This window comes from Mesorhizobium sp. 113-3-3, from assembly GCF_016756495.1.
Classification (GTDB): domain Bacteria; phylum Pseudomonadota; class Alphaproteobacteria; order Rhizobiales; family Rhizobiaceae; genus Mesorhizobium.
Window position 1 is genome coordinate 5,200,760 of sequence record NZ_AP023243.1, and the last position, 24,365, is coordinate 5,225,124.

General features: G+C 59.3%; 18 protein-coding genes. 5 read left to right on the top strand and 13 right to left on the bottom strand.

What is annotated here, in order from left to right; genetic code table 11:
* Positions 1–333 precede the first annotated feature (333 nt).
* The 3 genes from JG746_RS25570 to JG746_RS25580 all read right to left on the bottom strand — a co-directional run bounded on the left by JG746_RS25570 (position 334) and on the right by JG746_RS25580 (position 4,472).
* A complete protein-coding gene (locus tag JG746_RS25570) occupies positions 334–2,676 on the bottom strand; it encodes an FkbM family methyltransferase (protein WP_202355244.1) in 2,343 nt (780 codons plus the stop codon).
* 237 nt (positions 2,677–2,913) lie between these two features.
* Complete coding sequence (locus tag JG746_RS25575; protein WP_202355245.1) at positions 2,914–3,654, bottom strand: ABC transporter ATP-binding protein; 741 nt, start codon at positions 3,652–3,654, stop codon at positions 2,914–2,916.
* Between the two features lie 8 nt (positions 3,655–3,662).
* Entirely contained in the window at positions 3,663–4,472 is an 810-nt protein-coding gene (locus JG746_RS25580) for an ABC transporter permease (RefSeq protein WP_202355246.1), read from the bottom strand.
* 373 nt (positions 4,473–4,845) lie between these two features.
* Here JG746_RS25580 and JG746_RS25585 point away from each other — a divergent pair, with 373 nt between their 5' ends.
* From JG746_RS25585 to JG746_RS25600, 4 genes are all read left to right on the top strand, one after another.
* Positions 4,846–5,964, top strand: a complete 1,119-nt coding sequence (locus JG746_RS25585) for a glycosyltransferase family 4 protein (RefSeq protein WP_202355247.1) — start codon at positions 4,846–4,848, stop codon at positions 5,962–5,964.
* 1 nt (position 5,965) lies between these two features.
* Positions 5,966–7,075 (top strand): glycosyltransferase, encoded by a 1,110-nt coding sequence (locus JG746_RS25590; protein WP_202355248.1) that lies wholly within the window; start codon positions 5,966–5,968, stop codon positions 7,073–7,075.
* Between the two features lie 225 nt (positions 7,076–7,300).
* The gene (locus JG746_RS25595) at positions 7,301–9,613 is read left to right on the top strand and encodes a glycosyltransferase (RefSeq protein WP_202355249.1); all 2,313 of its coding nucleotides are present in this window, start codon (positions 7,301–7,303) and stop codon (positions 9,611–9,613) included.
* Between the two features lie 110 nt (positions 9,614–9,723).
* On the top strand, positions 9,724–10,788 hold the full coding sequence (locus JG746_RS25600) for a glycosyltransferase (protein WP_202355250.1): 1,065 nt from the start codon (positions 9,724–9,726) through the stop codon (positions 10,786–10,788).
* Here JG746_RS25600 and JG746_RS25605 read toward each other — a convergent pair.
* Entirely contained in the window at positions 10,785–12,458 is a 1,674-nt protein-coding gene (locus JG746_RS25605; RefSeq protein ID WP_202355251.1) for an FkbM family methyltransferase, read from the bottom strand. The genes JG746_RS25600 and JG746_RS25605 overlap by 4 nt on opposite strands.
* A gap of 350 nt (positions 12,459–12,808) precedes the next feature.
* Here JG746_RS25605 and JG746_RS25610 point away from each other — a divergent pair, with 350 nt between their 5' ends.
* Positions 12,809–14,377: a glycosyltransferase gene (locus JG746_RS25610; RefSeq protein WP_202355252.1), complete on the top strand. Its 1,569-nt coding sequence runs from the start codon at positions 12,809–12,811 to the stop codon at positions 14,375–14,377.
* A gap of 36 nt (positions 14,378–14,413) precedes the next feature.
* On the opposite strand, the gene JG746_RS25615 is transcribed toward JG746_RS25610, so the two are convergent.
* The 9 genes from JG746_RS25615 to JG746_RS25655 all read right to left on the bottom strand — a co-directional run bounded on the left by JG746_RS25615 (position 14,414) and on the right by JG746_RS25655 (position 24,122).
* On the bottom strand, positions 14,414–15,199 hold the full coding sequence (locus JG746_RS25615) for a hypothetical protein (RefSeq protein ID WP_202355253.1): 786 nt from the start codon (positions 15,197–15,199) through the stop codon (positions 14,414–14,416).
* 226 nt (positions 15,200–15,425) lie between these two features.
* Positions 15,426–16,166 carry an ABC transporter ATP-binding protein gene (locus tag JG746_RS25620; protein ID WP_202355254.1) on the bottom strand — a complete coding sequence of 247 codons (741 nt, stop codon included), beginning with the start codon at positions 16,164–16,166 and terminating at the stop codon, positions 15,426–15,428.
* Positions 16,167–16,174: 8 nt separating this feature from the next.
* Positions 16,175–16,984 carry an ABC transporter permease gene (locus JG746_RS25625; RefSeq protein ID WP_202355246.1) on the bottom strand — a complete coding sequence of 270 codons (810 nt, stop codon included), beginning with the start codon at positions 16,982–16,984 and terminating at the stop codon, positions 16,175–16,177.
* A 141-nt stretch (positions 16,985–17,125) separates the two neighbouring features.
* Positions 17,126–17,815: a hypothetical protein gene (locus JG746_RS25630; RefSeq protein ID WP_202355255.1), complete on the bottom strand. Its 690-nt coding sequence runs from the start codon at positions 17,813–17,815 to the stop codon at positions 17,126–17,128.
* Positions 17,816–17,905: 90 nt separating this feature from the next.
* Positions 17,906–19,150: a class I SAM-dependent methyltransferase gene (locus tag JG746_RS25635; protein WP_202355256.1), complete on the bottom strand. Its 1,245-nt coding sequence runs from the start codon at positions 19,148–19,150 to the stop codon at positions 17,906–17,908.
* Positions 19,151–19,198: 48 nt separating this feature from the next.
* Positions 19,199–20,155, bottom strand: coding sequence for an NAD-dependent epimerase/dehydratase family protein (locus tag JG746_RS25640; RefSeq protein ID WP_202355257.1), 957 nt, complete (start codon positions 20,153–20,155; stop codon positions 19,199–19,201).
* A 21-nt stretch (positions 20,156–20,176) separates the two neighbouring features.
* Positions 20,177–21,166 (bottom strand): GDP-mannose 4,6-dehydratase, encoded by a 990-nt coding sequence (gene gmd / locus JG746_RS25645; protein WP_202355258.1) that lies wholly within the window; start codon positions 21,164–21,166, stop codon positions 20,177–20,179.
* A gap of 109 nt (positions 21,167–21,275) precedes the next feature.
* Complete coding sequence (locus JG746_RS25650; RefSeq protein WP_202355259.1) at positions 21,276–22,691, bottom strand: mannose-1-phosphate guanylyltransferase/mannose-6-phosphate isomerase; 1,416 nt, start codon at positions 22,689–22,691, stop codon at positions 21,276–21,278.
* 3 nt (positions 22,692–22,694) lie between these two features.
* On the bottom strand, positions 22,695–24,122 hold the full coding sequence (locus JG746_RS25655) for a phosphomannomutase (protein WP_244730445.1): 1,428 nt from the start codon (positions 24,120–24,122) through the stop codon (positions 22,695–22,697).
* Positions 24,123–24,365 lie beyond the last annotated feature (243 nt).

Genomic DNA, 24,365 nt, shown 5'->3' on the forward strand with positions numbered 1-24,365 from the left:
GCGAGATCCTATCCATCATAGTCAGCAAGAAGCTTGATGTGCATGAAGTTTCCCAACTCCAGCAGCGCGCGCACAGCCTGCCGGTCGAAGACTGCACCTTGCCCGCTTATATCGGCTTGGCGGTGTTGACCGCCTTCAGCGTTGCCGAAAAGGAGCGGCGATCCCTGGTATTCGCAACATCCGCTTGCGTGGCAATCTGCAGGAGCGGATTTGGCTCGTGTTGGACATGGGCAGGGTCAGCGAGGCACTTCAACTTGGTCTCCATGACGCGTATCCGATCGAAAAATTCCCCCTTGGGCAGGAAGCCGATATATCTGCCAGAAGCAACAATCTCTAGGCATGCCAGCGCCCGGGATCGCGGCGGATTGCCTCAATCATCCCCATGAGAATCGCTCCTTGATTCTTGAAATCGTGCGCATTCCGCCATTCCAGGGCAGCGCTACGCACCGACCGGCATTGCTGGGTATCGTGTTCCAGGTGACCGAGCGTCTCCGCGATGCCTTTTGCGATGTCGCCCGGTGAGACGCCCGGCATACGGAAAACAGCGTCCCCAAGTTCGTCGAAGATGGGAATCGGAGTGACCAATAGAGGACTGCCTGATGCCAGACTAAACCGAGCTGCTGCGCTGGCTGCCTCGCCGGTCGCCTGATAGGAATTCACGATCAGGTCCGCCTCTTGCAGCAGAAGCAGACACTGCTCATCCGACAGATAGTCCGTGCGGAGGTCGACCAGGCCCTCCAGGTCGAATTGGTGGATTGTTCTTCGGACCTTTTCCACCTCATCCTCCGAAACGCTGGCAGGATATTGCGCGTTCAGCATCAGCAGGCGCATGGAAACCCCTTGCTTAACCAGAATTCCGATGGCTTCGACCAGTTCGGGAAGCCCTTTCCCAGGCAGGCAGAAACCAAAGGAGGCGATGAGCGTGCCGTCCCGACTCTGTCGCGCTCTGGCCGGGCGATCCGCGCCGGCGATGACGCCCAGGGGAAAGAGCGTCACGTTGTCGATCAAGCCCATAGCCTCCAGTCGTGCCACATCGGCGGGAGCATGAGCGAGCAGGCGATGGCATTTCCTGAGGCCGGAGATCAGGCTGGCCAGTTGAAGGTTCGGATCGTCCTTCGAATGATCGACCGTAGAGTGGAGCTCCATGATCACCACAATTCCGCGTGCGACTGCTTCCTCGATAAATGCTGCGAGTTCGGTGTGGTTGTAGAAGCCATAATTGAAGTGGATGACCAACGCACCAACCTCGGCCTGCTCCAAATCATCGAGTATGGCAGACAGGCCATTCACGCCCTTGCCGAGCGACCATATCCTGCGGCAGTTTTCCGCGTCGGGCCGGGTGCGAGGCTCCTGGTGCGCGGCATAGACAACCACATTCTCTTGCGGCAAGCCGTCGATTAGATGCGCAGCCGCAGCGGCTATGCCGCATTTGACGTTCCACGTCGTGACCCATCCTACCTTGCGATGACGGCTCACCGATCTTGAGGCGGGACGTCCGGCCCTTTTGCTGAAAACATCGCGCTCGACCGATTTGAGCAGACTGAGCTTACCCGCCAAGTTCTTCAGGCGCTCTACAGTTGGCGGTGCCATCCCCATTTCCTGCAAGGCGAGTCCCGCTCGGCCACGCATAAGTTCCCGTGCGGCACGGATTGGACCTGTCAGCCGCCACGATGTACTGGCGTGCAATTGAGCCAATCGCGCTTTGATCTCGCCGGCGTGTATGGCTGCGCGCGTTTCCGCCTGCGCCCTGCGGGTCTCCGCATCTGCCGCGCGCGCCTGCGCTTCTGTCATACGTGCTTCTGCCTCAACTGAGCGCGCTTGTGCCTGCGCTATCTCTGCCTCTGCCTCTGCTGCGCGGGTTTCCGCCTGCGTCGCACGTGCCTCTGCCTCGGTGACGCGCCTGTCCGCCAACGCGACTGTCTGTCCTGCACGCGCTTCCGCCTCCCCGGCACGCCTTTCGGCGCCGACGATCCTGTTGAGATGCTCCGCGTCGGTCGCGCGGATAAAGTCGTCGAATATATTCGGCGGCGCCGCGAACGATGGCGCCAATTCGTCCCAGAGTTCCGCAGCAATGTAGAATCTGTTCAAACCGTCGAACCACACGAACCGGTAGTTTGCGGCCAAAAGTAGCGGCTCCCAAATCGCATGATTCTGTTCTTGCGAATTTGGCTTCGTCGCCTCGACCAAGACGATCCAAGGTCGATGGTTTGTGAAATCTGCTCCGGCCAAGACATCGCGCTCAGCCCCTTCAACGTCGATTTTCAGGAAATGGATATCTGCTGGAGCATACTCGGCGCAGATAGAAGCCAATGTCCGCGACGGAACCTCGTGTTCCCGGATCTCGTATCCGGCCAAACGATGCTGTTCGGCGATGACCCGGTCCATGGTCGACATGCCGGTGCCGACCACCTCGAAGAAAGGCACCTTCCCTGCACTGGCGCCGGCCGCGACAGCCAAAGTCACGTCGCGGGGGCGCGCGCCGGCGATGCGCGCGACATAGGGTGGATTGGCCTCGATATTGATCCCACGCCAGCCATGGTCGCTGAAGGCCCGCGTAACAGAGTATTCGTCCGGATGCGCGGCGCCCACATCAATCCAGAATCCTTGCGGGATATGCTTGAGAGCCCGCCAAAGCATAACATCTTCAAAATTCTGAGCGTATGAAATGAAGGTCAAAGGAAGTACCGTTGTGTCCGAATCTCGATTGGTAGCCAGCTCGGCTTAGTGTCAGGCGCAGTCTCTCGGCCCCCTAAGCGAGCGGTGCGAAGAGCGGGGTAGGCGAGCCGAGTCGGATTTGCTTTAGCGTACCGTCTCATCCATCGCGCCGTTGGCTGGGCTTCAGCCTACACATACATAAGGGCCTGCGATTGGCATCGTCTACAACCTCGTTGCATTTATTCTTGGTTCAAACACTCAACCGAAATAGGCAGGCAGGACCTCATCTGTAGGGCCGTCCATGCGCACACGGCCGTGTTCCATCCACAGGATGCGGTTGCAATTCTTTCGCAGCAGATCGCACGAATGGCTGGCAAGGACGAGGATCTTGGTCGTCTCCACGATCTCGCGCAGCCGCCGGTCGGCCTTGTGCTTGAAGTCCTCGTCGCCGGTCGAAAGCCATTCGTCCATCACCAGGATCTCCGGCCGGATCGCCGTCGACGTCGAGAACGCCAGGCGAAGCTGCATGCCCGACGAATAGGTCCGGAACGGCATATCAAGAAAATCGCCCAGTCCGGTGAACTCGGCGATCTCATCGAATTGCTCGCGCAATTCATTCGGCCGCATGCCCATCATCGCCGCCCGCAGCCTGATGTTCTCGCGCCCCGTTGCTTCCGGGTCGATGCCCAGGGAGATGTTGATCAGCGATACGCATTCGCCCTGGATCACCGCCGAGCCGCTCGTCGGCCTGTAGATGCCCGACAGCACGCGCAGCAGTGTCGTCTTGCCGGAGCCGTTGTGGCCGACGAGGCCGATGCGGTCCCCCTCGTTCACCGAAAAGCTCACATCCTCCAGTCCGCGCACGATGACATGGCCATCGACCCGACGGTCGATCGCGCCGCCCGTGGCCACACTCAGCACCCTGTTCTTGAGGGACCGGCTTGCTGCGTTGAAGACCGGAAATTCGACCGAGACGCCGGTCGGTATGATGGAAGCCATAGCAGGGATCATAGCCAATAGGGGATGCGATGACGATAACGGCCAAACAGCAACAGGGCGGCCGCCCAGCCAACGATCGCAAACACGATGCACGTCATCCAGCTCGTCGCCGACGCGAACTCGCCCAGCAGCGGGTCGCGCACGACACTGAGGAGGTGGTAGAAGGGATTGAGCTCCAGCAACAACCTTGAAATGCCCTCGGGCAGCGTTCGCGTCATCCACATGACCGGGGTCAGGTACATGACGACCTGCAGGAGGTTCTGCATCACCTGCGTCATGTCGCGGTAGCGCGCGCACAGCACCGCCACGATCAGCATGATCCAGAGCAGATTGAGCGACAAAATGACAAAGCCGGGCAGCGCCAGGAAAACCTGCCAAGTCGGCATGCGCCCGACAGCCAGCAGGACCAACGGGTAGATGAGAATGTTGTGGCCGAAAATGATGGCGTTGCGGTAGAGCACGCGCAACACATGGGTGAACAGCGGCATGCGCACCTGCAGGATGATGCCCTCGGCTCCGACAAAGGCCGTACATCCCTCGTTGATCGACGACGCAATGAACCCCCAGAAGATCAGGCTGACGCAGATATAGGGCAGATATTCCTGCATCGGCGTGCGAAAGAGCGTGCCGAAGACGAGCCCGAGCGCACCGATCAGGACGCCCATGTTGATGGTCAGCCAGAACGCGCCGACCCGCGAGCGCCGATAGCGCTGGGCCACATCCTGCCAACTGAACGTCGTGGCAAGGTGGTGTTTCTTCAGCGAAGAACTTATGTCGGCGAAGGCCTCTTCGAGGACGCCTGTCTTGGTCGGCAGCATATGTCGAGATGTCCCGATCGCGTGTTCTGCCCAGGCCCGGCGGTGTGCGACGGCTTCGATACATGATTGCCGTGTGCGCTTCAAGTTCATGAATGTCGAAGTCAAACCGATTGGGCAATGCGCAATTCGCGACGAAATCACGACGTGGGCCCTCCAGCCAGATGCGTTGGGGTCCTCGTCACCATGGCTCGCATTACACCTGGCGTACAAGATCCGCGCGTGTCGCAGCCATGTTGCAATGGAGTTCAACTCTGCTATGCGGAAGGAAGTCTCGCGCCAGGCATGAAATGTCGGGATCAATGCGGAAACCTGATATCACCACTGAAGTGCCCGCTATCTGCACCGCACGCAGTTCATTGTACCCAGATCGTAAATGAAAATCGGAATCGACGCACGCAACCTTGTGCCTGGCCTCACGGGTATCGGAAGATATGTCGTCGAGATGACGCGGGCGCTCGTCGCAGCCGAGCATCGACCGATTCTCTATCTCCCCGAACCGCCGGCCAAGGGGCTTGGCGAACTCGTTGGGGCCGATATGCGTGTCGCGGCTTTCCCAGGCGCTGCCGCTCGCATGATCTGGTCGCAAACGGCGCTGCCGCTCGCCGCGGTCAACGACGCGGTCGATGTCTTTTGGGGACCGGCACACCGGCTTCCCTTCCGTCTGCCAGCGCCGATGCCGCGGGTGGTCACGATTCACGATCTGGTTTGGGCCCATGCGCCTGAAACCATGCGTTGGCAGACATGGGCGGCGGAGCGCGCCTTTGTGGGAGCCGCGGTGCGCCGGGCTGACGCTATTGTCGTGGACTCGAATTCAACGGAAGGCGCGCTCAGGAAGAGATACCCCGGCCTGGAAGCTCCAGTGACAACGATCTATCCCGGCCACACCCGCCTCTTGCCAGGCGACATCGCGGCCGCGCGCGCGCGTTTTGGAATTGACCGGCCCTATCTGCTGTTTGTGGGGACCCTTGAGCCCCGCAAGAATCTGGTTCGCCTTTTGCAGGCCTGGGCCGGCCTTGACCCAGTGGTCCGTTCCGGGCATCTGCTGGTTATCGCCGGTGGGCAGGGTTGGCACCTCGGCGATCTCCGGTCTCGCCTGGCGGATCTCGGCATTTCCGACCAGGTGCGGCTTACCGGATATCTGGATGACACCGATCTGGCATCGCTTTATGCTGGAGCCCGGGCCCTTACCATGCCGTCGCTCTATGAAGGGTTCGGCTTGCCCATTCTGGAGGCAAATGGTTTTGGGGTACCGGTTCTGACCTCCAACGTCTCTTCAATGCCCGAAGTTGCCGGCGAAGGCGCCATGCTGGTCGATCCGCTGTCCGTCAGCGACCTCGCCGCAAGACTGCACCAACTGCTTGCCGACGATCGGGATCTTGCGCGACAAGCCGCGATCGCCAGGGCCAATGCCGCGCGTTTCGACTGGCACCTCAGCGCAAGGCGCTTGGTCGAGGTTTTCGACAAGGCCATTGCCAAGCGGAAAAGCCGCTGACATGCGCGTCCTTCACTTTTTCAAGACTTACTGGCCCGACACGTTCGGCGGCATGGAACGAGCAATCCATGCAATCGCATGTGGAACATCGAAACTGGGTGTCGAGCCAACGGTGCTCTCGCTCAGCCGCAAGCCGGAGGAGAACAGCGTCTTCTTCGATGGGCATTGGGCCTACAAGGCACACCTCGATCTGGAAATCGCTTCGACGGGTTTTTCGCTCGGGGCCTTCAAGCGCTTCGGCGAACTGGCGTCGCAAGTCGATGTGATTCACTATCATTTTCCCTGGCCCTTCATGGACCTGGTTCATTTCGGCATGCGGGTGCGAAAGCCAACCGTGGTCACCTATCAGTCTGACATAGTCAAGCAGAGCACATTGCTGCAGATTTATCGTCCGCTGATGCACCTCTTCCTCGACAGCGTTGATCGCATTGTCGTCGCGTCCCCCAACTATCTGGAAACGAGCACGGTCCTGCGAGGACAGCGTGCCAAGACAATCGTCATTCCGAACGGCCTGGATGTGAAGACTTATCCGGTCCCCTCCGAAGCACGGCTGCAACAATGGCGTGCGCGGTTTCCCGGCAAATTCTTCCTGTTCACCGGCGTGCTGCGTTACTACAAGGGTCTGCATGTGCTGATCGAGGCGGCACGCCTGAGCGGCTATCCGGTCGTTATTGTCGGCTCAGGTCCGATGGAGCAGGCCCTGCACGAGCAAGCTGACCGGCTGTCGAACGTGCATTTTGTCGGCGCACTGGACGAAGAGGACAAGACAGCACTTCTGACCCTGTGCAGCGGGGTCGTCTTCCCGTCCCATCTGCGCTCCGAGGCTTTTGGATTGTCTCTCGTCGAAGCTGCCATGTTCCGCAAACCCATGATCTCCTGCGAGATCGGCACCGGCACGAGCTTCATCAACCTGGACAAGGTGACGGGATTGGTCGTCCCGCCCGCCAATGCGCAAGCCTTCGCCGCAGCCATGGCACGAATATGGACGGACACGGACATGGCTCAACGCTTCGGCCAAAACGCAGCTGAGCGATACGAGAGCCTGTTCACGTCCGAGAAAATGGCGACCTCTTATATGAATCTCTACCAGGATCTCGTCGGCAATATCTAACACTCCTCGGCAGCATCCAATAAACCTCAAGTCACCACGCCTTCCACGTCAGGCGACCCAAGCAACGGCCACGATTCACCTCGACATTTATATTAATAAAGACTAACCATCGAATCGACTCCTGGACGGGCTCTTCCCATGGACGTGATATCCCAGGTCCTTTTCGCTTGTCATTCTCCGTTTGCAGCGAGTAGGAAATGGACTACGATTGCGCTGGGTTGCGGCATGGACAACTGCGAAATTGTATTCGATCTGAGATGCCTGCAAGATCCTTCTTACAGGGATCGCGGTGTCGGCAAGCTGTCGGCCAATCTGGTCAGAGCCGTTGGCCTCCTTCGGGGAAGAATCGGAGTATCGACTCTCGGGCTGGTTGATCCCGCCCTGCCACCGCTCGAGGATCGTTTCCGTCATCTCGTCGATCGGGTTCGTAGCAACGCCTATCTGGACGTCAAGGGAAGTTCGACAGTGTTTTTCGAACTGTCCCCTATGACCCACGATCCGTTCTTCCTGGGTCGCATCGTGAACGACCCGGATATTCTCAAGCTCGCGATTGTCTACGACTTCATCCCGCTCATGAAGCCGGAACGATACCTGCCGACGGCTTCCAACCGCCTCGACTATCACACCCAACTCATTTGGCTTTCTCGCTACGACCATTTCTTTCCCATCTCGCAGCATACATCCGATGAGCTTCGGCGCCTTCTTGGCGTGAACCCGTTGCGCATTACGAAGACCGGGGCGCCGATAGATAGCGCTTTCGAGCGCGCCGGCACTTCCAGGCGGCAGGAGGCATTTTTCGGGCGCTATGTCCTTGCCTGCGGCGGGGCCGAGCCTCGAAAGAACGTCGAGTGCCCTATTCTCGCCCATGCCGGAAGCAGCGTGATGCAAGAGGCCGGCATTCGGCTCGTGGTCACTGGGAACTACCCGCCGGTTTGGCAGGCAATCTTGCGCGATCTGCACACCGGAAATGGCGGCAGGCCCGAGCTTCTTGTTTTCCCGGGTTTTGTCGACGAGGATGAACTCGTATCGATCTACCGGGGCGCGCTTTGCACGGTCGTTGCAACGCATATGGAGGGGTTCTCGATTCCGGTCGTTGAGGCGATGGCGGCGGGCTCGCCGGTAATCGCGTCTTCCATCCCCGCTCACAAGGAACTGATCGGGCGCGACGATTTGATGTTTTCTCCAGACAGCGCGCAGGAACTCAGAAAGAAGCTCGAGGCGCTTATCGTCGATCAAACGGAACGCACCGAAGTCATCCAGGATCAGTCGACACGGTGGCAACGATTTCGGGCTGACAAAATCGCGGCTCAATTCTGGTCGACGGTGGGTGACTTGGTTACGCTTCGTCAGCCCAAGCGCGCAGGCATCCTCAGAGGCGCGCGACCACAAATCGCATTCCTCAGCCCGATACCGCCCGACCGGTCCGGAGTCGCTGATTATTCGGCCGCAACGATCCGCGAACTCGGCAAATTGGCTGATGTCCATGTCTTCTCAAAACACGCGCCTGTGACCACACCTGAGGGAGCAGCATCGGCGCAGCGGATCACCACCCTTCCCTGCTTGTCTTCGGGCTTTGATCGAGTGGTCGGGGTGATGGGAAACTCGAATTTTCATCTGGAGGTGTTTCAGATGCTTGAACGGTATGGCGGAGCTTGTATCGAGCACGACAATCGCCTGCTCGGCTTCTACGCAAGCCTCCTGGGTTCGTCGCGCACCCGGGCGGTTGCGGAGGGTGAGCTTGGGCGACCTGTGAGCGACGAGGAGATCGGTTCCTGGCTGCAAGACGAATCGAGGCTGCGAGCAACATTTCTCGGCGAAATCGCCGAATGGGCTTCGCCCATGTTCGTCCATTCGCGCGTGACGGCTAAAATCGTTCAGGACCGCTTTTCCAAAATGGCGATCTATCTGCCCTTTTCAATCTATCGGCAGTGGGAGACCGATCCGACCAATCAAAGACTAAAATCGGCGGCCAGGCTGAGGGCCGGCATCGCCAAAAAAGAATTTGCAATCGTATCGCTTGGCTATGTCCATTCCAACAAGGCGGCCGAGGAATGCATTTGGGCTGTTGACCTCCTGCGAAGCTGGAGCATTCCCGCGAAACTGTATTTTATTGGCGGATTTGCGTCGGATGAAAGCCCGTTCAGGAATTTGGTCTCCAGCCTTGGGCTGACAGATCATGTGGTGTTCTCGTCGAGCTTCGTCGATGAGGCGCAATACCGAGATTATCTGCTCGCAGCCGACGCCGCGGTTCAGTTGAGAACCCACTTCTTCGGAGGCTTGTCCGGCGCGCTGCTCGACTGTATCGCCGTTGGGCTGCCCACCGTTGCAAACGAGGATTTGGCGCTGGCAATGGAGGGGCCGACATATCTCGCTACCGTGCCCGATCATCCGAGCCCGGTTCTCATCGCGGAAGCGCTGGCCAAGATCAGCCAGCAAGACGCCAATCGATCTCAATTTGACGAGGCGCGGCGAGAATACTGCGAAGTTCATAGTTTCAAAAGCTACGCGCGGCAGCTGTGCGGGGGACTTGGATTCTGAGACCGTCGCCAATCGCCAAAGACCGGAAGAGAAGAGCATTGCCGCGAGCCCCAATCTTTGTCGATCTGACCGAGTTGACGAGCCATCCGTTGCGCACGGGGATCCAGCGGGTGGAGCGCGCGATCTTGCGCCGTTGGAACGGCCCACGGCCACTCGTCCCGTGTCGGTTCGACCCGGAGAAATTGGTTTTCTGCGCGCTCCCGGACGAAGTGGCGGAAACACTCACCGGCGACGGCAAGCACTCTGTCGATGAAGAAAGAGAACGACTTCTGCCTTACCTCCTGAAGGGCACCCCGATTTCATCGACCGATCTCAAAGCCGGCCTGCACAATCCCGAGGTGTTTTTCGATCTGCAACGAGCCGAAGCGTATCGGGCCCTGTGCCATGAGGGCGCCGCCTCGGTCAGTTGGCTGGTGTACGATTTCCTGCCGTTTCTTCATCCGCAGGATTGGGAGCCGCGCACGACAGGGCGACTGATGCACTATGTGCGTGCGCTTCGCGACGTGCCGCGCGCTGCCTTTATCAGTGAACAGACCCGTCGCGAGTACGTACATCGCGTCATACGAAAGGTTGGCCACGCAGGTCCGGCGATTCCACTTGGGGGCGACGGTGTTGCGGTGCCCAGGCAGGCATTTGATGCCCAAAAGCGAATGTTCACATATGTCGGGACAATCGAGCCAAGAAAAAACGTCGCCGATATTCTTGAGGCGTTTGAGCTGCTTTGGCAGCAAGATATCGACGTCGAATTGACCGTCATTGGTCGGATAGAAAGCCGCTCGACACGCGAGCCAGCGATCCTGGAGCGTCTCAAGGCCGAACCACGGTTCAGATATCTGGGTCACGCAAGCGATGATGCGATCAGGCAAAGTCTGCAAAAGACCAGGGCAACCCTGTTCGTCAGTTCACTGGAGGGTTTTGGCATTCCGCCCTATGAAAGCCTGGCAAGTGGCATCCCAGTCATTGCATCGGCGAACCTGCCAAGTCTCGATGTTCTGCCGCCAGGCGGCCGTGTCATCCTCGACGAGATAAGCTCCACGGCGATAGCCGATGCAGTGCGTAAACTGCTTGATGATCCGTTCGCGGAAAGGCTTTGGGATGAGGTGACGAGACTGCGGATACCGACTTGGGACGAGTTTGTGCAGACGCTCGCATCGTGGCTGCACGACGCAGGTTAGCGCTCCCTCGGCGGGTTCGACGCGATGGTCAGCGCCAGCGCTTCCAAGCTCCTCACGAGCTGCGCCTGCTCCTGACGCAATGCCTGGATGTCATCCGAGCGCGCATGATTTTCCAAGCTCATCGCAAGCTGCGCCTGCTCCTGACGCAATGCCTGGATGTCATCCGAGCGCGCATGATTTTCCAAGCTCATCGCAAGCTGAGCCTGCTCGTGACGCAGCACCTCAATCTCATTCGAGCGCGCGTGATGAAGGCCCTCATATGAGCGATCGAGCTTCTCGTGGACGGGTTGCAACAGAAATGTTCGGATCCGCCACATGACCGGACGCGCGAAAGGCCTGAAAAGAAGCTTGTAGACACCGAGAGCGCTCTTCTTCACGGTTGACCGTAGGCGACCTGGAGCAGGGCTGGAGGGTGGCTCAAAGCTAGCCGGCGAAACCATGGAACTCTCCATAGGAGTGATGTTAGTCGTGTTGCCACGCCCATTCTCATCGTAAAGCTCAAGGACGAGGCGATCGTAACGTGCGGCAAGAGAGGCTGCGGAAGCAAGTGAACGACGTTCCTGCTCCAGTTGTTCGGACAGGGCATCAACATGGGCAGTTAGACGCCTGCCCTCCTCCTCCGCCCGCTCGCGTTCTTGCTCCAGTTGCTTGTACTGGGCTGCCGCCTGGTCTGTCAGGCGCTGGCTTTCAGCCTCGGCTTGCCGCTGTTGTTGTTCCAGTTGCGCAGACAGGGCATCCGCCTGGGCTGTCAGGCGCTTGCGTTCGGCCTCCGCCTGCTTTTGTTCCCGCGCAAGGCGTTTGGACAGAGCCGCCGCGTGGCCTGTCAGACGCTGGCTTTCAGCCTCCGCCCGACCGATCGCCGCCGTGAGCTCAGCCAATCGGCTTTCAATTTCCGCGTTCTTTTGGCGTTGAGCTTCGGATGCTGCGGAAAATCGATCTCGTTGCGCAATGATCTCACTGCGTTCAGTCTTCAGCTGCTCCACGGTTACGCTTGAATGCCATTGTCCGAATGTCACATGGCCATCGAGAACGTTTACTGGCACCTGGAAGTGGCGAAGCAGCTCTTTGCTCTCTGCCCTCACATAAAAGACGTTGATACCATCGAAGTACGCACGCAAGAACCCGCTCGCGAGCAAGGTAGGCTCCCAATTCTGATTGACGAGCTCGTTCGACCACGGCGCCGTTGCTTCTATCACCAGCACCAGCGGGCGAATGGAGCTCCAGTCTGTCGCTCGAATGATTGCAGCTTCCGACCCTTCCGCATCGATCTTGAGAAAGTTGATTTCTCGTCCGGAGGCATGCCGGGCGACGAGACTGTCCAGCGTCACAGCCCGAACTCGAACTATCTGCCCTTCGCCGTCGGCCATACCAGGCCCGTCGGCCACCTTTGACATGCCAGGATCGGATTGATTCTCGACGAAATCAACCTGCCCCTCCTGGTCTGTGACCACGGCCCTGACATTTGTGTCGCGCGGTCGTTCCCGCACCAACTCGTCGAAAACCGCTCCCGGTTCAACGTTTATGCCGGACCACCCTCGATCGTAGAAGGTTTTGGTGACGGATCCGATGGTTGGATGATAGGCACCGATGTCGATATAGAAACCGGTCGCGGCATCCTTGAAAACGCGCTCGAGCAAAACGTCTTCACAATTTTGGGCGTAGCTGATCATAGCGGTCGCTGCCGGTGGGGGCGTTGCGTAAGCGCCCATGGTTTTTCCGTACATTTCATTCGAATCGAAAAAAGCCCCATTGATCCCGCAGCCTCCCTTTCTAGCTCAGCTGAAGCCATTTGACATTAATGGGAAACTGAGATGTACGGCAGTGACCCCGTATACCTCCAGTACAGTTCCTGGCCGGATCAATCTGGCCAGATTTCTCACCTCAATTCATGCGCGGTTTCGCGATCTGAAACGCGCCATAGCCGGGCAGCAATTTCCTGTCATATCGTCGACAAGTTATAGAGTTGGCGCATGTGCCGTGAACCGCCCTGGACAGTTCCTCCTAAGGAGCCTGCCTAACCATGACCTTCGAACAGCCGCTGACGGTCCTGATCGCCAACATTTATCTGACGGGCCGTTCGGGAACCGAGATCGTCACCCGGGAGGTCGCCTTCGCCCTCATGCGCGCCGGGCACAGACCGATCGTCTATGCGCCCGGCCTGGGACCGATCGCGGAAGAGATCCGGGCCCGTGGCATACCTGTCACCGACGACATCTCGACCATCGCCGCGGACATTGACATCATCCACGGCAACCACACCCAGGTTACCGCGATCGCCGCCGCGCGCTTCCCGAATGCCGCGGCACTCTATTTCGCACATGATTTCGTCGCCTGGCACAGCGCTCCACCGCTGCTCGCCAGCATCCGCAAATATGTTGCCGTCGACGACACGGTTGCCGAGCGGCTGCAGTTCGAGGCCGGCATTCCGGCCGACCGCATCGTTACACTGCTCAACGCTGTCGACACCGATCGTTTCCTGCCCGGGCCGCCGTTGCCGGAGCATCCGCGCCGAGCGCTGGCCTTCGCCAAGAACACGCAGCATTTGCACGCAGTGCGCGCCGCCTGCGCGGAGCGCGGCATCGAACTGGATGTGATCGGAGCGTCCATCGGCGGCATTGTGAGCGAACCCGAAACCCTGCTGCCGCAATACGACCTCGTCTTCGCGTCGGCGCTAAGCGCCCTTGAAGCCATGGCATGCGGACGCGCGGTCATCGTTTGTGACGGCCGCGGCCTTGCCGGAATGGCTCGTTCCGACACCTGGGATGGATGGCGGCGGCGCAACTTCGGGCTGCGGGTGCTGCAGGAGCGCCTGTCGCACGAGGCAATTGCAGCCGAGATCGACCGCTACGATGCCTTCGACGCGGCGGAAATCTCAAGGAGAACCCGCCAAGAGGCCAGCATGTCAAAATGGCTGGACGCTTGCCTCTCACTCTATGGCGACGCAATCAGCCAACACCGCGCCACACCTGTCGATAAGGACGAATTGAACCTTTCGCTGGCGCGTCACATGCAGGTCTGGCTGCCGAAGCCCGGGCCGATATGGCCGTGGATGACTGAGCGCGAGGATCTGTTGGCGCAGTTGGCTCGTATGCGGGCGGAAGTGGAGCGGGTCGAACTCGAGCCAGCCGGGCTGGAACCAGTCGAGGTGAGCAAGGTTTTGTCCTTGGCCCAGGTCGACGATCCCGAAAGATTTGTGCGCCTGACAGGGTTCTCCGCGCTTGAGCACTGGGGAGCCTGGACAGACGGCGACCTTGCGATGGTCGAGATCAAAAAATCCGCCGCGGCCGCGCCGACCTCGCTAAGACTGGGTTTGGTGCCTTTCCTCCATGAGAAGCACCCGAAACTCGTCGCCGAGCTTTTCATCAACGGAATATGGATTGAACGGCGGGTGTTTGGACCGATCGATTCTGGTGCGCCGCTTTTCCTTCAGCAGGACTGGCAAGTGACGTTGCCGCCCGAAACTGCGCGGGCACGGCGTCTCACTGTTGGCCTGAGGATCGAGAATCCGGCAAGCCCACGGCAGGTGGGCCTGTCGGACGACCAAAGGCGGCTTGGATTGGGGCTGTGCCTGATCGAACTTGGCGAATGAGGTTCTGATCTCTGGTCAGGAATGCTCGACCGGGACTCAAGTCGCCAGGTGCCTGGCCAACGGCTCGACATGGTCCCTGAAGCGAAGCACCGTCTTGTAGTAGCCGCTTTTCACGCGTTCCGTTCCCCAATGCTCATAGGCCGGCGGCTGCTCGGAACATTCTGAAATGTCCATGCCGTAGTCGACCGGGGTGAGGCGCTCCACACTGAAGCTCGTAAGACCATGCGCCGCGCGCAGACGGTCGGCTTCCTCGGTCAATTCCGGATACTTGTCGACAGCCCTGAGCTTGCGGTCGAATGCTTTGGCGTCGAGATGAAGTTCTATCCCCTCTCGGGTCGCGGTTTGGCGACTCAGTGCGGCCGACTCGAGCGGAAATTCGAGATTGGGCAGATCGCGACCATCCCGGTCGTGCAGCCGCGCCAACGCAGCATTGACGAGCAGCCGACAAACGTCATGTCCCGGATTGAAGCCCTCGACCGCGTCGGCGGCGACATACTCGATCGCCTCGCCGGCGAGAACCGCGGCCATTTCGTCAACGAGTGCTCTGAACATCTCCACGTCACCGTCCAGGATGGCCCGGTAGAGATCCCGATCCGCCATCCTGCCGAAGAACGATGCCGCCGGACGCGCACCGGCGCCGGCCAGCACTTCGGCCGTGCGATCGAGCCGGCCGGCGTCGAGATGGCCTGAACCGTCCGTCAGCACCATGACCAGAGGCCTGCTGGTCTCCATCCAATGGTGGACCCGCAATTCATGACCGGGATGGGCAACGACCAGCGCCGCCTTTTTGCCGCGCCACCAGCTTTGGTCGCTGCTAGCCATGCGTGCGCCTCGAGGCCATCGGATGCATTATCGCAAGCCTGGGTGCCGATTGGCGCAGGTTTCCCGCTGCGGGCTCGAGATGGGCGCATTCCGTGCGGGCACTGCCTGAATCTCCGTTATTTCTCCGTACATCTCATTCGAATCGTACGAGTTCCAGCGACCGCATGAATATTGATTGTTATTGTCGATCCTAGCCGGGATCGTTCTACCTGCATTCGAAAAACTATCAACCGAAATAGGCAGGCAGGACCTCATCTGTAGGGCCGTCCATGCGCACACGGCCGTGTTCCATCCACAGGATGCGGTTGCAATTCTTTCGCAACAGATCGCGCGAATGGCTGGCAAGGACGAGGATCTTGGTCGTCTCCACGATCTCGCGCAGCCGCCGGTCGGCCTTGTGCTTGAAGTCCTCGTCGCCGGTCGAAAGCCATTCGTCCATCACCAGGATCTCCGGCCGGATCGCCGTCGACGTCGAGAACGCCAGGCGAAGCTGCATGCCCGACGAATAGGTCCGGAACGGCATATCAAGAAAATCGCCCAGTCCGGTGAACTCGGCGATCTCATCGAATTGCTCGCGCAATTCATTCGGCCGCATGCCCATCATCGCCGCCCGCAGCCTGATGTTCTCGCGCCCCGTTGCTTCCGGGTCGATGCCCAGGGAGATGTTGATCAGCGATACGCATTCGCCCTGGATCACCGCCGAGCCGCTCGTCGGCCTGTAGATGCCCGACAGCACGCGCAGCAGTGTCGTCTTGCCGGAGCCGTTGTGGCCGACGAGGCCGATGCGGTCCCCCTCGTTCACCGAAAAGCTCACATCCTCCAGTCCGCGCACGATGACATGGCCATCGACCCGACGGTCGATCGCGCCGCCCGTGGCCACACTCAGCACCCTGTTCTTGAGGGACCGGCTTGCTGCGTTGAAGACCGGAAATTCGACCGAGACGCCGGTCGGTATGATGGAAGCCATAGCAGGGATCATAGCCAATAGGGGATGCGATGACGATAACGGCCAAACAGCAACAGGGCGGCCGCCCAGCCAACGATCGCAAACACGATGCACGTCATCCAGCTCGTCGCCGACGCGAACTCGCCCAGCAGCGGGTCGCGCACGACACTGAGGAGGTGGTAGAAGGGATTGAGCTCCAGCAACAACCTTGAAATGCCCTCGGGCAGCGTTCGCGTCATCCACATGACCGGGGTCAGGTACATGACGACCTGCAGGAGGTTCTGCATCACCTGCGTCATGTCGCGGTAGCGCGCGCACAGCACCGCCACGATCAGCATGATCCAGAGCAGATTGAGCGACAAAATGACAAAGCCGGGCAGCGCCAGGAAAACCTGCCAAGTCGGCATGCGCCCGACAGCCAGCAGGACCAACGGGTAGATGAGAATGTTGTGGCCGAAAATGATGGCGTTGCGGTAGAGCACGCGCAACACATGGGTGAACAGCGGCATGCGCACCTGCAGGATGATGCCCTCGGCTCCGACAAAGGCCGTACATCCCTCGTTGATCGACGACGCAATGAACCCCCAGAAGATCAGGCTGACGCAGATATAGGGCAGATATTCCTGCATCGGCGTGCGAAAGAGCGTGCCGAAGACGAGCCCGAGCGCACCGATCAGGACGCCCATGTTGATGGTCAGCCAGAACGCGCCGACCCGCGAGCGCCGATAGCGCTGGGCCACATCCTGCCAACTGAACGTCGTGGCAAGGTGGTGTTTCTTCAGCGAAGAACTTATGTCGGCGAAGGCCTCTTCGAGGACGCCTGTCTTGGTCGGCAGCATATGTCGAGATGTCCCGATCGCGTGTTCTGCCCAGGCCCGGCGGTGTGCGACGGCTTCGATACATGATTGCCGTGTGCGCTTCAAGTTCATGAATGTCGAAGTCAATTCGGTAGAGCAAAGTACGTTTGACGCAACAGTTGCCTAAGAGTGTTGTCCGGGGCGTATGAGATTGCCGTTGCCGTCTAGCCATGGCGCCAATCTATTTCGGATATACGCCAAAACCTCCGGTCTCGTATCGAACTTGCTGCGATCTGAAATATGCCGACGATGAAAAAAAGTCTCCTCGTCGTAGTAAGTCCACCCACCCTCTACCACCTTGCGTTTCTTGTCCTCGACCTCTTTCAACAGGTCCGAGACGCGGCGTTTGCTGAAATTGCGACAATCCTTCATCCATTCGACCGGACTGTAGTCGGGACAGGCATAGCGGCCAATTTTCCAGGTTGAGCGAAGTCTTCGGCCCTCAATTTCGTCTAGACTGATGACGAGTGAATGCGCGGCAATGCGTTCATAGAGGCGCATCCATGGCAGCATCACCGTGTCGATGACTTGCGTGGGTTCTCCACCGAATGTGTTTAGCCAGGAGAGAACCGCGATTTCGGGCTTTCTGATGGTGCAGATCGATTTTATGGAGCCATTCTGGAGCAAAGAGAGCAGTTCATCATCTGCGTCATGCGCCTTATAGATGGCGTGATTGGTCTCGCCAGATGTGAACTGTGCACGCCTGTCAGAAGTCACCGAGGCAACATCGCCTCGCCGGGACAGAGCTTGCTTGACTACATTGAAGGAATAGGTGGAACCGCTACGAGGCATCCCAGCGATGAAGATCAGCATTTGTGCAATCCATTTGGAGCGTTCGGGCTAGGTCAGTCGTTCAAAATACTCCTCATCGAAACATGACAAACTACCGCGCTGGCCCCTTCCCTATATGATCTCTATCTCGGGGAACGGGAAAATAAACCTGCCGCCGTCGGCGAGATATTCGCGTTCACGACGCAAGATACCGTCCTTGAAATGCCACGGCAGGACCAGGAAATAGTCCGGCTTCATCGCTCGCGCTTCGGTTTCAGATATGATCGGTATGTGCGTCCCGGGGGTCATGCGGCCGAACTTTTCCGGATTGACTTCGGCGATGGCCGGGATCTCGGCTTGCGTGAAGTTGCAGAATTGCAGGACGACATTGCCCTTGGTCGACGCGCCGTAGCCCAGCACCTTCTTGCCGTCGGCTACGAGTGTCCTGATAAGACGCGACAGGTCGTCCTTGTGCCGGAACACGCGCTCCTCGAAGTCGCGAAAAGGCCGCGGCGTGGACAGTCCCATGCGGTCTTCCTGTTGCAGCAACCAATCGATGACCGGTTGATCGGCTTTGAGACTCGTGTTGCCCTTGTGGGTAGCCGTGACCGCGAAGCTGCCGCCGTTGATGTTGTTCATGACGACGTTGACGACCTTCAGACCAGCCGCCTCCAATATCTTGGCCACAACTCCGAGGGAATAATACTCGATATGCTCATGGCAAATCGTGTCATAGGAGTTGAGTCGAAGCATGGACGGCATGTAGCTTTGTTCGAAATGCCAGATGCCGTCCTCGGCAAGGACCTCGGCCACCTGGCGCGCAAAGGCGATCGGATCTTCAAGATCATAGAACATCGCAATGGATGTCACGATCTTGGCCCGCTTTTGCGAGATGCTCCGATAGGCTTCGGCCGAGAAAAAGTCGGGCACCAGCTTTACATCGTCCGGATAATACTGCGCGAACTTGCGGCCCGTCGGATCGATGCCTATGCGCGTCAACCCCGCGGTCGAATAGGCCTTGAGGGTCGTGCAGTCGTTGCTCCCGATGTCGAGAACGACGTCACCGCCACGTGGCGAGGCGAGCCTCTCCAGGAAGCGAACCTTGTGCGTCAGATGATCGACCATCGACTGGTTGAGGCCCGAGCGATAGCCGTAATTGTCGCCGTACATTTCGCTCGGCTCATAGGAATGCCTCAGCTGCAGAAGTCCGCTGGAGGCAGACCAGACCAGTTCGAGCGGCCCTCTGGTCACTGGTTCGGACGCCGATTTGGGAAACACTCCGGTGAGTGCCTGCTCACCGAGATTGAGCACGGAGACGAGATCCTTGTCCTTGCCGACACGGCAGGTCTCGATGGCGTGATACCTTACCTCGTTCATGAATTCTGACTCTCAATTTGTTGGTGAAAGGGCATTGATTGCAGTTCTCTACGCTTGGGCTACTCGTGCGCGGCAATCCTTCAGAACCGCGGCAAGGGCCTCCTCGAACGGATGCTCGGGCATCCAGCCAAGACGCATTCGGGCGCGAGCTGCATCCCCCACAATGCACGGCAAATCACTCGGCCGCAGCCGCAGCGGATCTTGTTCGGTGACGATCTTGACACTGCTTCGCGCCAGGAGCTGCTCCAAAATATCTCCCATCCGCCATGAAATGCCAGATGCGACATTGAAGATGGTGTTCGGTGCGAGACCATCGCTGTTCAGGGCGACGCGCGCATAGGCACTGGCGACATCCCGCGCGTCCAGGAAATCCCGCTCCGCGTCAAGATTGCCGACGCGGATGACCGGCGGAGCCAGGCCTGCTTCAATCCGCGCGATCTGCATGGCGAAGGCAGGAACGGCAAATGCCTCGGTTTGCCCTGGCCCCGTGTGGTTGAAGGGGCGCATTCGAATGCATTTAAGGCCGTGACGGGAAAGCGCACCCAAGGCGAGGTCGGCCGCGGCCTTGGTCACCGCATAGTCATCCATCGGCGCAAGCAGTGCATTTTCGTCAACCGGCCGGCCGGCTTTCGCGGTCTCGCCATAAACCAGACCCGATCCGACATAGATCAACCAACAGTCCGGCGCCTCGTCGAGAATGGCGTGGGCCACGTTGAGCGCGCCCTGGACGTGGATGCGCCAGGTGTTCTCGGGATCGGCCTGGGCGGCGCCAAGGGCGGCGACGGCCGCCAGATGGACAAGGTGCGTCGGCTTGTGACGAGCGATAGCCTCACGAACAGCCGCCCTGTCCGTCACGTCGAGCGCTTCGACCTGACCGAATACGGGATGCGGCCCTCCATCCTTGGAGGTCGCAACAACCGTTGTGTCGCGACCGCAGATGCGGCGCAACGCTTCATGGACATAGGGACCGACAAAGCCCCGCGCTCCCGTGATCAAAACCCGCATGCCGACCTCGCTAACCGCGCCTCAAAGGTGTCGGTCACGTCTTACACGCTCAAGATCGGCTTCGACCATCTCAATCACGAGTTCCTTGAGGCTGGTCTTTGCCTCCCAGCCCAATTTCTCTTTGGCCTTGGTCGGGTTGCCATGCAGAACTTCGACTTCCGCGGGTCGCAGGAAGCGTTCGTCGATGGAAATGTGGTCCTCCATATTGATACCGGCATGATCGAAGGCCAGTTTGCAAAACTCCCGAACGGAGACGGTCTTGCCCGTCGCGACCACATAGTCGCTTGCCGTGTCCTGCTGCACCATCAGCCACATGGCTTCCACATAGTCACGCGCGTGGCCCCAGTCGCGCTTGGCGTCCAGATTGCCGAGCGCCACCTTTTCCTGCAACCCAAGCTTAATGCGCGCGACGGCGTCGGTAATCTTGCGGGTGACGAATTCGATGCCGCGCAGGGGCGATTCATGATTGAAGAGAATGCCGCTCGACGCGTGGAGCCCAAAGCTCTCGCGGTAATTGACCGTCATCCAATGTGCATAGAGCTTGGCCGCGGCATAGGGAGAGCGCGGATAGAAAGGGGTCTTTTCCGACTGGATCGGTTCCTGGATCAGCCCGAACATCTCCGAAGAGGATGCCTGGTAGAAACGGGTTTCGGGACACACTATCCGCACCGCTTCCAGCACGTTGGCCGCGCCAATGCCCGTCACGTTGCCGGTCAAAAGCGGCTGTTGCCAGGACGATTTGACGAAAGATTGCGCGGCAAGATTGTAGACTTCGGCCGGACGAACGTCCTGAAGCACCCGGATGAGGCCGGAGAGATCCGTCAGATTGCCATCGTGGAGTACGATCTTGTCCGCGATTCCAAGCCATTTCAGCCGCGAACCGACCACATCGGCCGAGGCACTGCGCCGCAAAAGGCCGTGGACCTCGTACCCCTTCTCAAGCAGGAACTTCGAGAGATAGGCCCCATCCTGACCGGTCACGCCAGTGATAAACGCTACTTTGGAATTCATGATGAACCTGTCTCTACTTTCTTGATCGCCAATTCAGGAATGCAAACCGTCTGCCCGAAAACGCTAAACGTACCCAATGTGCAGACGTGCCTGATGGGTCGTCCTCAGGTTAGGCGCGGCCATAAACATCATCGAACCGCACAATATCGTCTTCGCCAAGATATTCCCCGCTTTGCACTTCGATCATGACCAGCGGAAGAATGCCGGGATTTTCGAGGCGGTGCTTGTGGCCGCAAGGGATATAGGTGGACTGGTTGGTCGCCAGCAGGATCTCACTCTGGCCATTGACGACCTTCGCGGTCCCGCTCACCACGACCCAGTGCTCGGAGCGGTGATGATGCGCCTGAAGGCTAAGGCGCGCGTTCGGCTTAACCTCAATCCGCTTGATCTTGAAACGCGGCCCCTCCTCCAGGACGGTGTAGGTACCCCACGGGCGATGCACGGTGCGATGCACGGTCGCCGCCTCGTGACCCTCCAGCTTGAGGCGATTGTAGAGGTCCTTGACTTCCTGCGCCTTGTCCTTGTGGGCGATAAGAAGCGCATCCGGCGTGTCGACGATCAACAGATCCGAAACGCCAACGAGACCCACAAGCCGGTCTTCGCTGTGCACGTAACAGTTCGTCACATCATGGAGCATCGTTTCGCCGGTCGTGCGGTTGCCGCTGTCGTCGGCTGGAACAAGCTTCGAAAGAACGTTCCATGAGCCGATGTCGGACCAATCGAAGCTGCAGGGAACGAAACCCACATTCCTTGCTTTCTCCATGACAGCATAGTCGATGGACACGGCAGGAACGGCCGCGAAACCATCCTTGTCAATCTCGACGGTGACGCGGTCCGCGGCATCGCTTGTCCTGGCTTTCTCCAGCGCCGTGCGCGCATTGGACAACACGTCCGGACACAGTTCCTGCATCGCGGCGATCATGGAGCGGGCAGCAAAACAGAACATGCCCGAATTCCAGAAAAAACGGCCGCTGGCGATGAATTGAGCCGCTCGTTCCGCATTCGGCTTTTCCACGAACCGAAGGACCGTGTCCCCCTCGGCCTCGATATAGCCAAATCCGGTTTCAGGGCTCTCGGCCTTCATGCCAAATGTCACGATCCGTCCCGTGGACGCGATCGCGGCCGCCTTTGCCACGGCCGCGCCAAAGCTGACTTCGTCCAGGATCAGGTGATCCGCGGGCAGCACAACCAGAACCGCGTCTGGATTGTCGCGCGCGACCTGCAACGCTGCAAGCGCGATCGCGGCCGCCGTGTCACGACCGAAAGGTTCCAGCAGGAACGTGTTCTTTACCCCTGGCGCCGCCACCTCCGCATATTCGTCAGCCGTCAGGAACAGCAGATCGCGGTTGGTGACCGTCACAATCTGCTCAACGCCGGCAAGACCGGCTGCGCGGGCGTAGGTCCGGCGAATAAGGGTTCCCCCTCCCGGCAAGGGAATAAAGGGCTTGGGGTGCAACGCACGCGAAATAGGCCAGAGGCGGGAACCGACACCGCCACTTATGATGACAGGAACGATATTGGTCAAACTTCAGCTTTCCAGGATTTGAGTTCGGCTGAGGTCAAGACCCCAACCGAGCAATTCGTGTGCACGGGATTCTGTCTTAGCCTCGATATAGCACCGCAATTCTGGCGCGTTGCCTGACGCACGGAAGTGAACGACCTCTCCGTTGCCGGCGGTGATACGCACGCCGTCGCGATTGTCAATATCGGCGACGCCCCCGAGAATCTCGAAAAGAGCGCCGGCATAGGCGGTATCCGTCGACAATTTCTTGAGGAAAGACGCGCTGTCTTCCGCCGACACGCCTTCAAGCCGGCCGCTATCCGCGGCGAGGAACCCGAAACCAGCGGCGATCTCGGCGAGCGGGCGACCTGTCGCAGCAATCGTCGACAGCGCACACAGAATTGGCAACAGCGAATCCCGGGTCAGCAAGGCTGTGAGCGTGCGGCCATCCTTCTCGACGGACGAACCCAGAAGAACGCCGCCATTGGCTTCGAAGCCCACGACGCATTTTGCCCCTTGAGCAAGGGCCGTGCCGATGCCTTCGATCACATAGGGCGAGCCTATGCGTGTGCGCATCACGGTTGCGAAATGCCCGCAGCGCTCCAGGGCGGAATTGGAACTGACTGGCGTCACGATGCAGTCGGCATCGAGAAAACGCGCCGTGATCGCGCCGATCAGGTCGCCGCGCACAAAACTGCCATGCGCATCCGCCACAAGTGGCCGGTCGCCATCGCCATCGGCGGACACGATGGCGTCGAACGGCTCAGCCGCCGCCCAGTCCTTGAGAAGCACAAGATCTTCCTGCCTGAGCGCTTCGGTATCCACCGGAATGAAATGCGAGGACCTGCCCAAGGGCACCGCCTCAGCTCCCAGCGCCCGAAGGATATCGACAAGGACATCCCTTGCCACGGACGAATGCTGATAGACGCCGACGCGCACACCATTCAGGCTACCCGGCTGAAAGAAGCCAAGAAAATGATCCCGGTAACCTGCGGACGGATCCGAGCCCGGCTGTACCGGCTCAACGGATGGCTGCGACCGGTCGGCTCTCTGCAAGCCTGCGTGGATTGCCACAATTTCAAGCTCATCGCGCTTGTCGATCTCGCCGTCCGCCCGGTAGAATTTGAGCCCGTTCCTGTCGTCGGGGATGTGACTGCCGGTCACCATGATCGCCGGGGCATTCTTAGCCCCGGCATAAAGCGCCAGTGCCGGTGTCGGCAAGGCTCCGCAATCGACCGCCACCAGACCGGCTTCGGCGATCGCGGCATGGACAATCCCTGCAATGTCGGGGCTGGATGAGCGAAGGTCACGCCCTACGAGAATCTTGTCGCCCTCGTTCAACACACCACGCCCCACAAGCATGCGTGCGAACGCGATCGTATACGTGCGCGCCGGTGGCCCTCTGAGCTCACTGACGAGACCGCGCAACCCGCTGGTGCCGAACTTCAAAGTCACGGATTGCCACCTTTTTCCGGGAATCCGGCCCTGGCACAGACTGCGGCAAGGCCCCTCACCTGTCGCAGCCCGCGACAGCATGAAAGTTGGCGAGCGAGGTCGGACAGCGCGCCACTATAGATCAAGGCCGGCGACCTGATCTCTGTATAAGGGCAGTTTTTGCTTAGAGCCCGCTAATATTATTGGGTACAGCGCGTTCTCATTGCCTCGAGCAAGGATGATCCCTTTCAAGAAGCTCTCCGT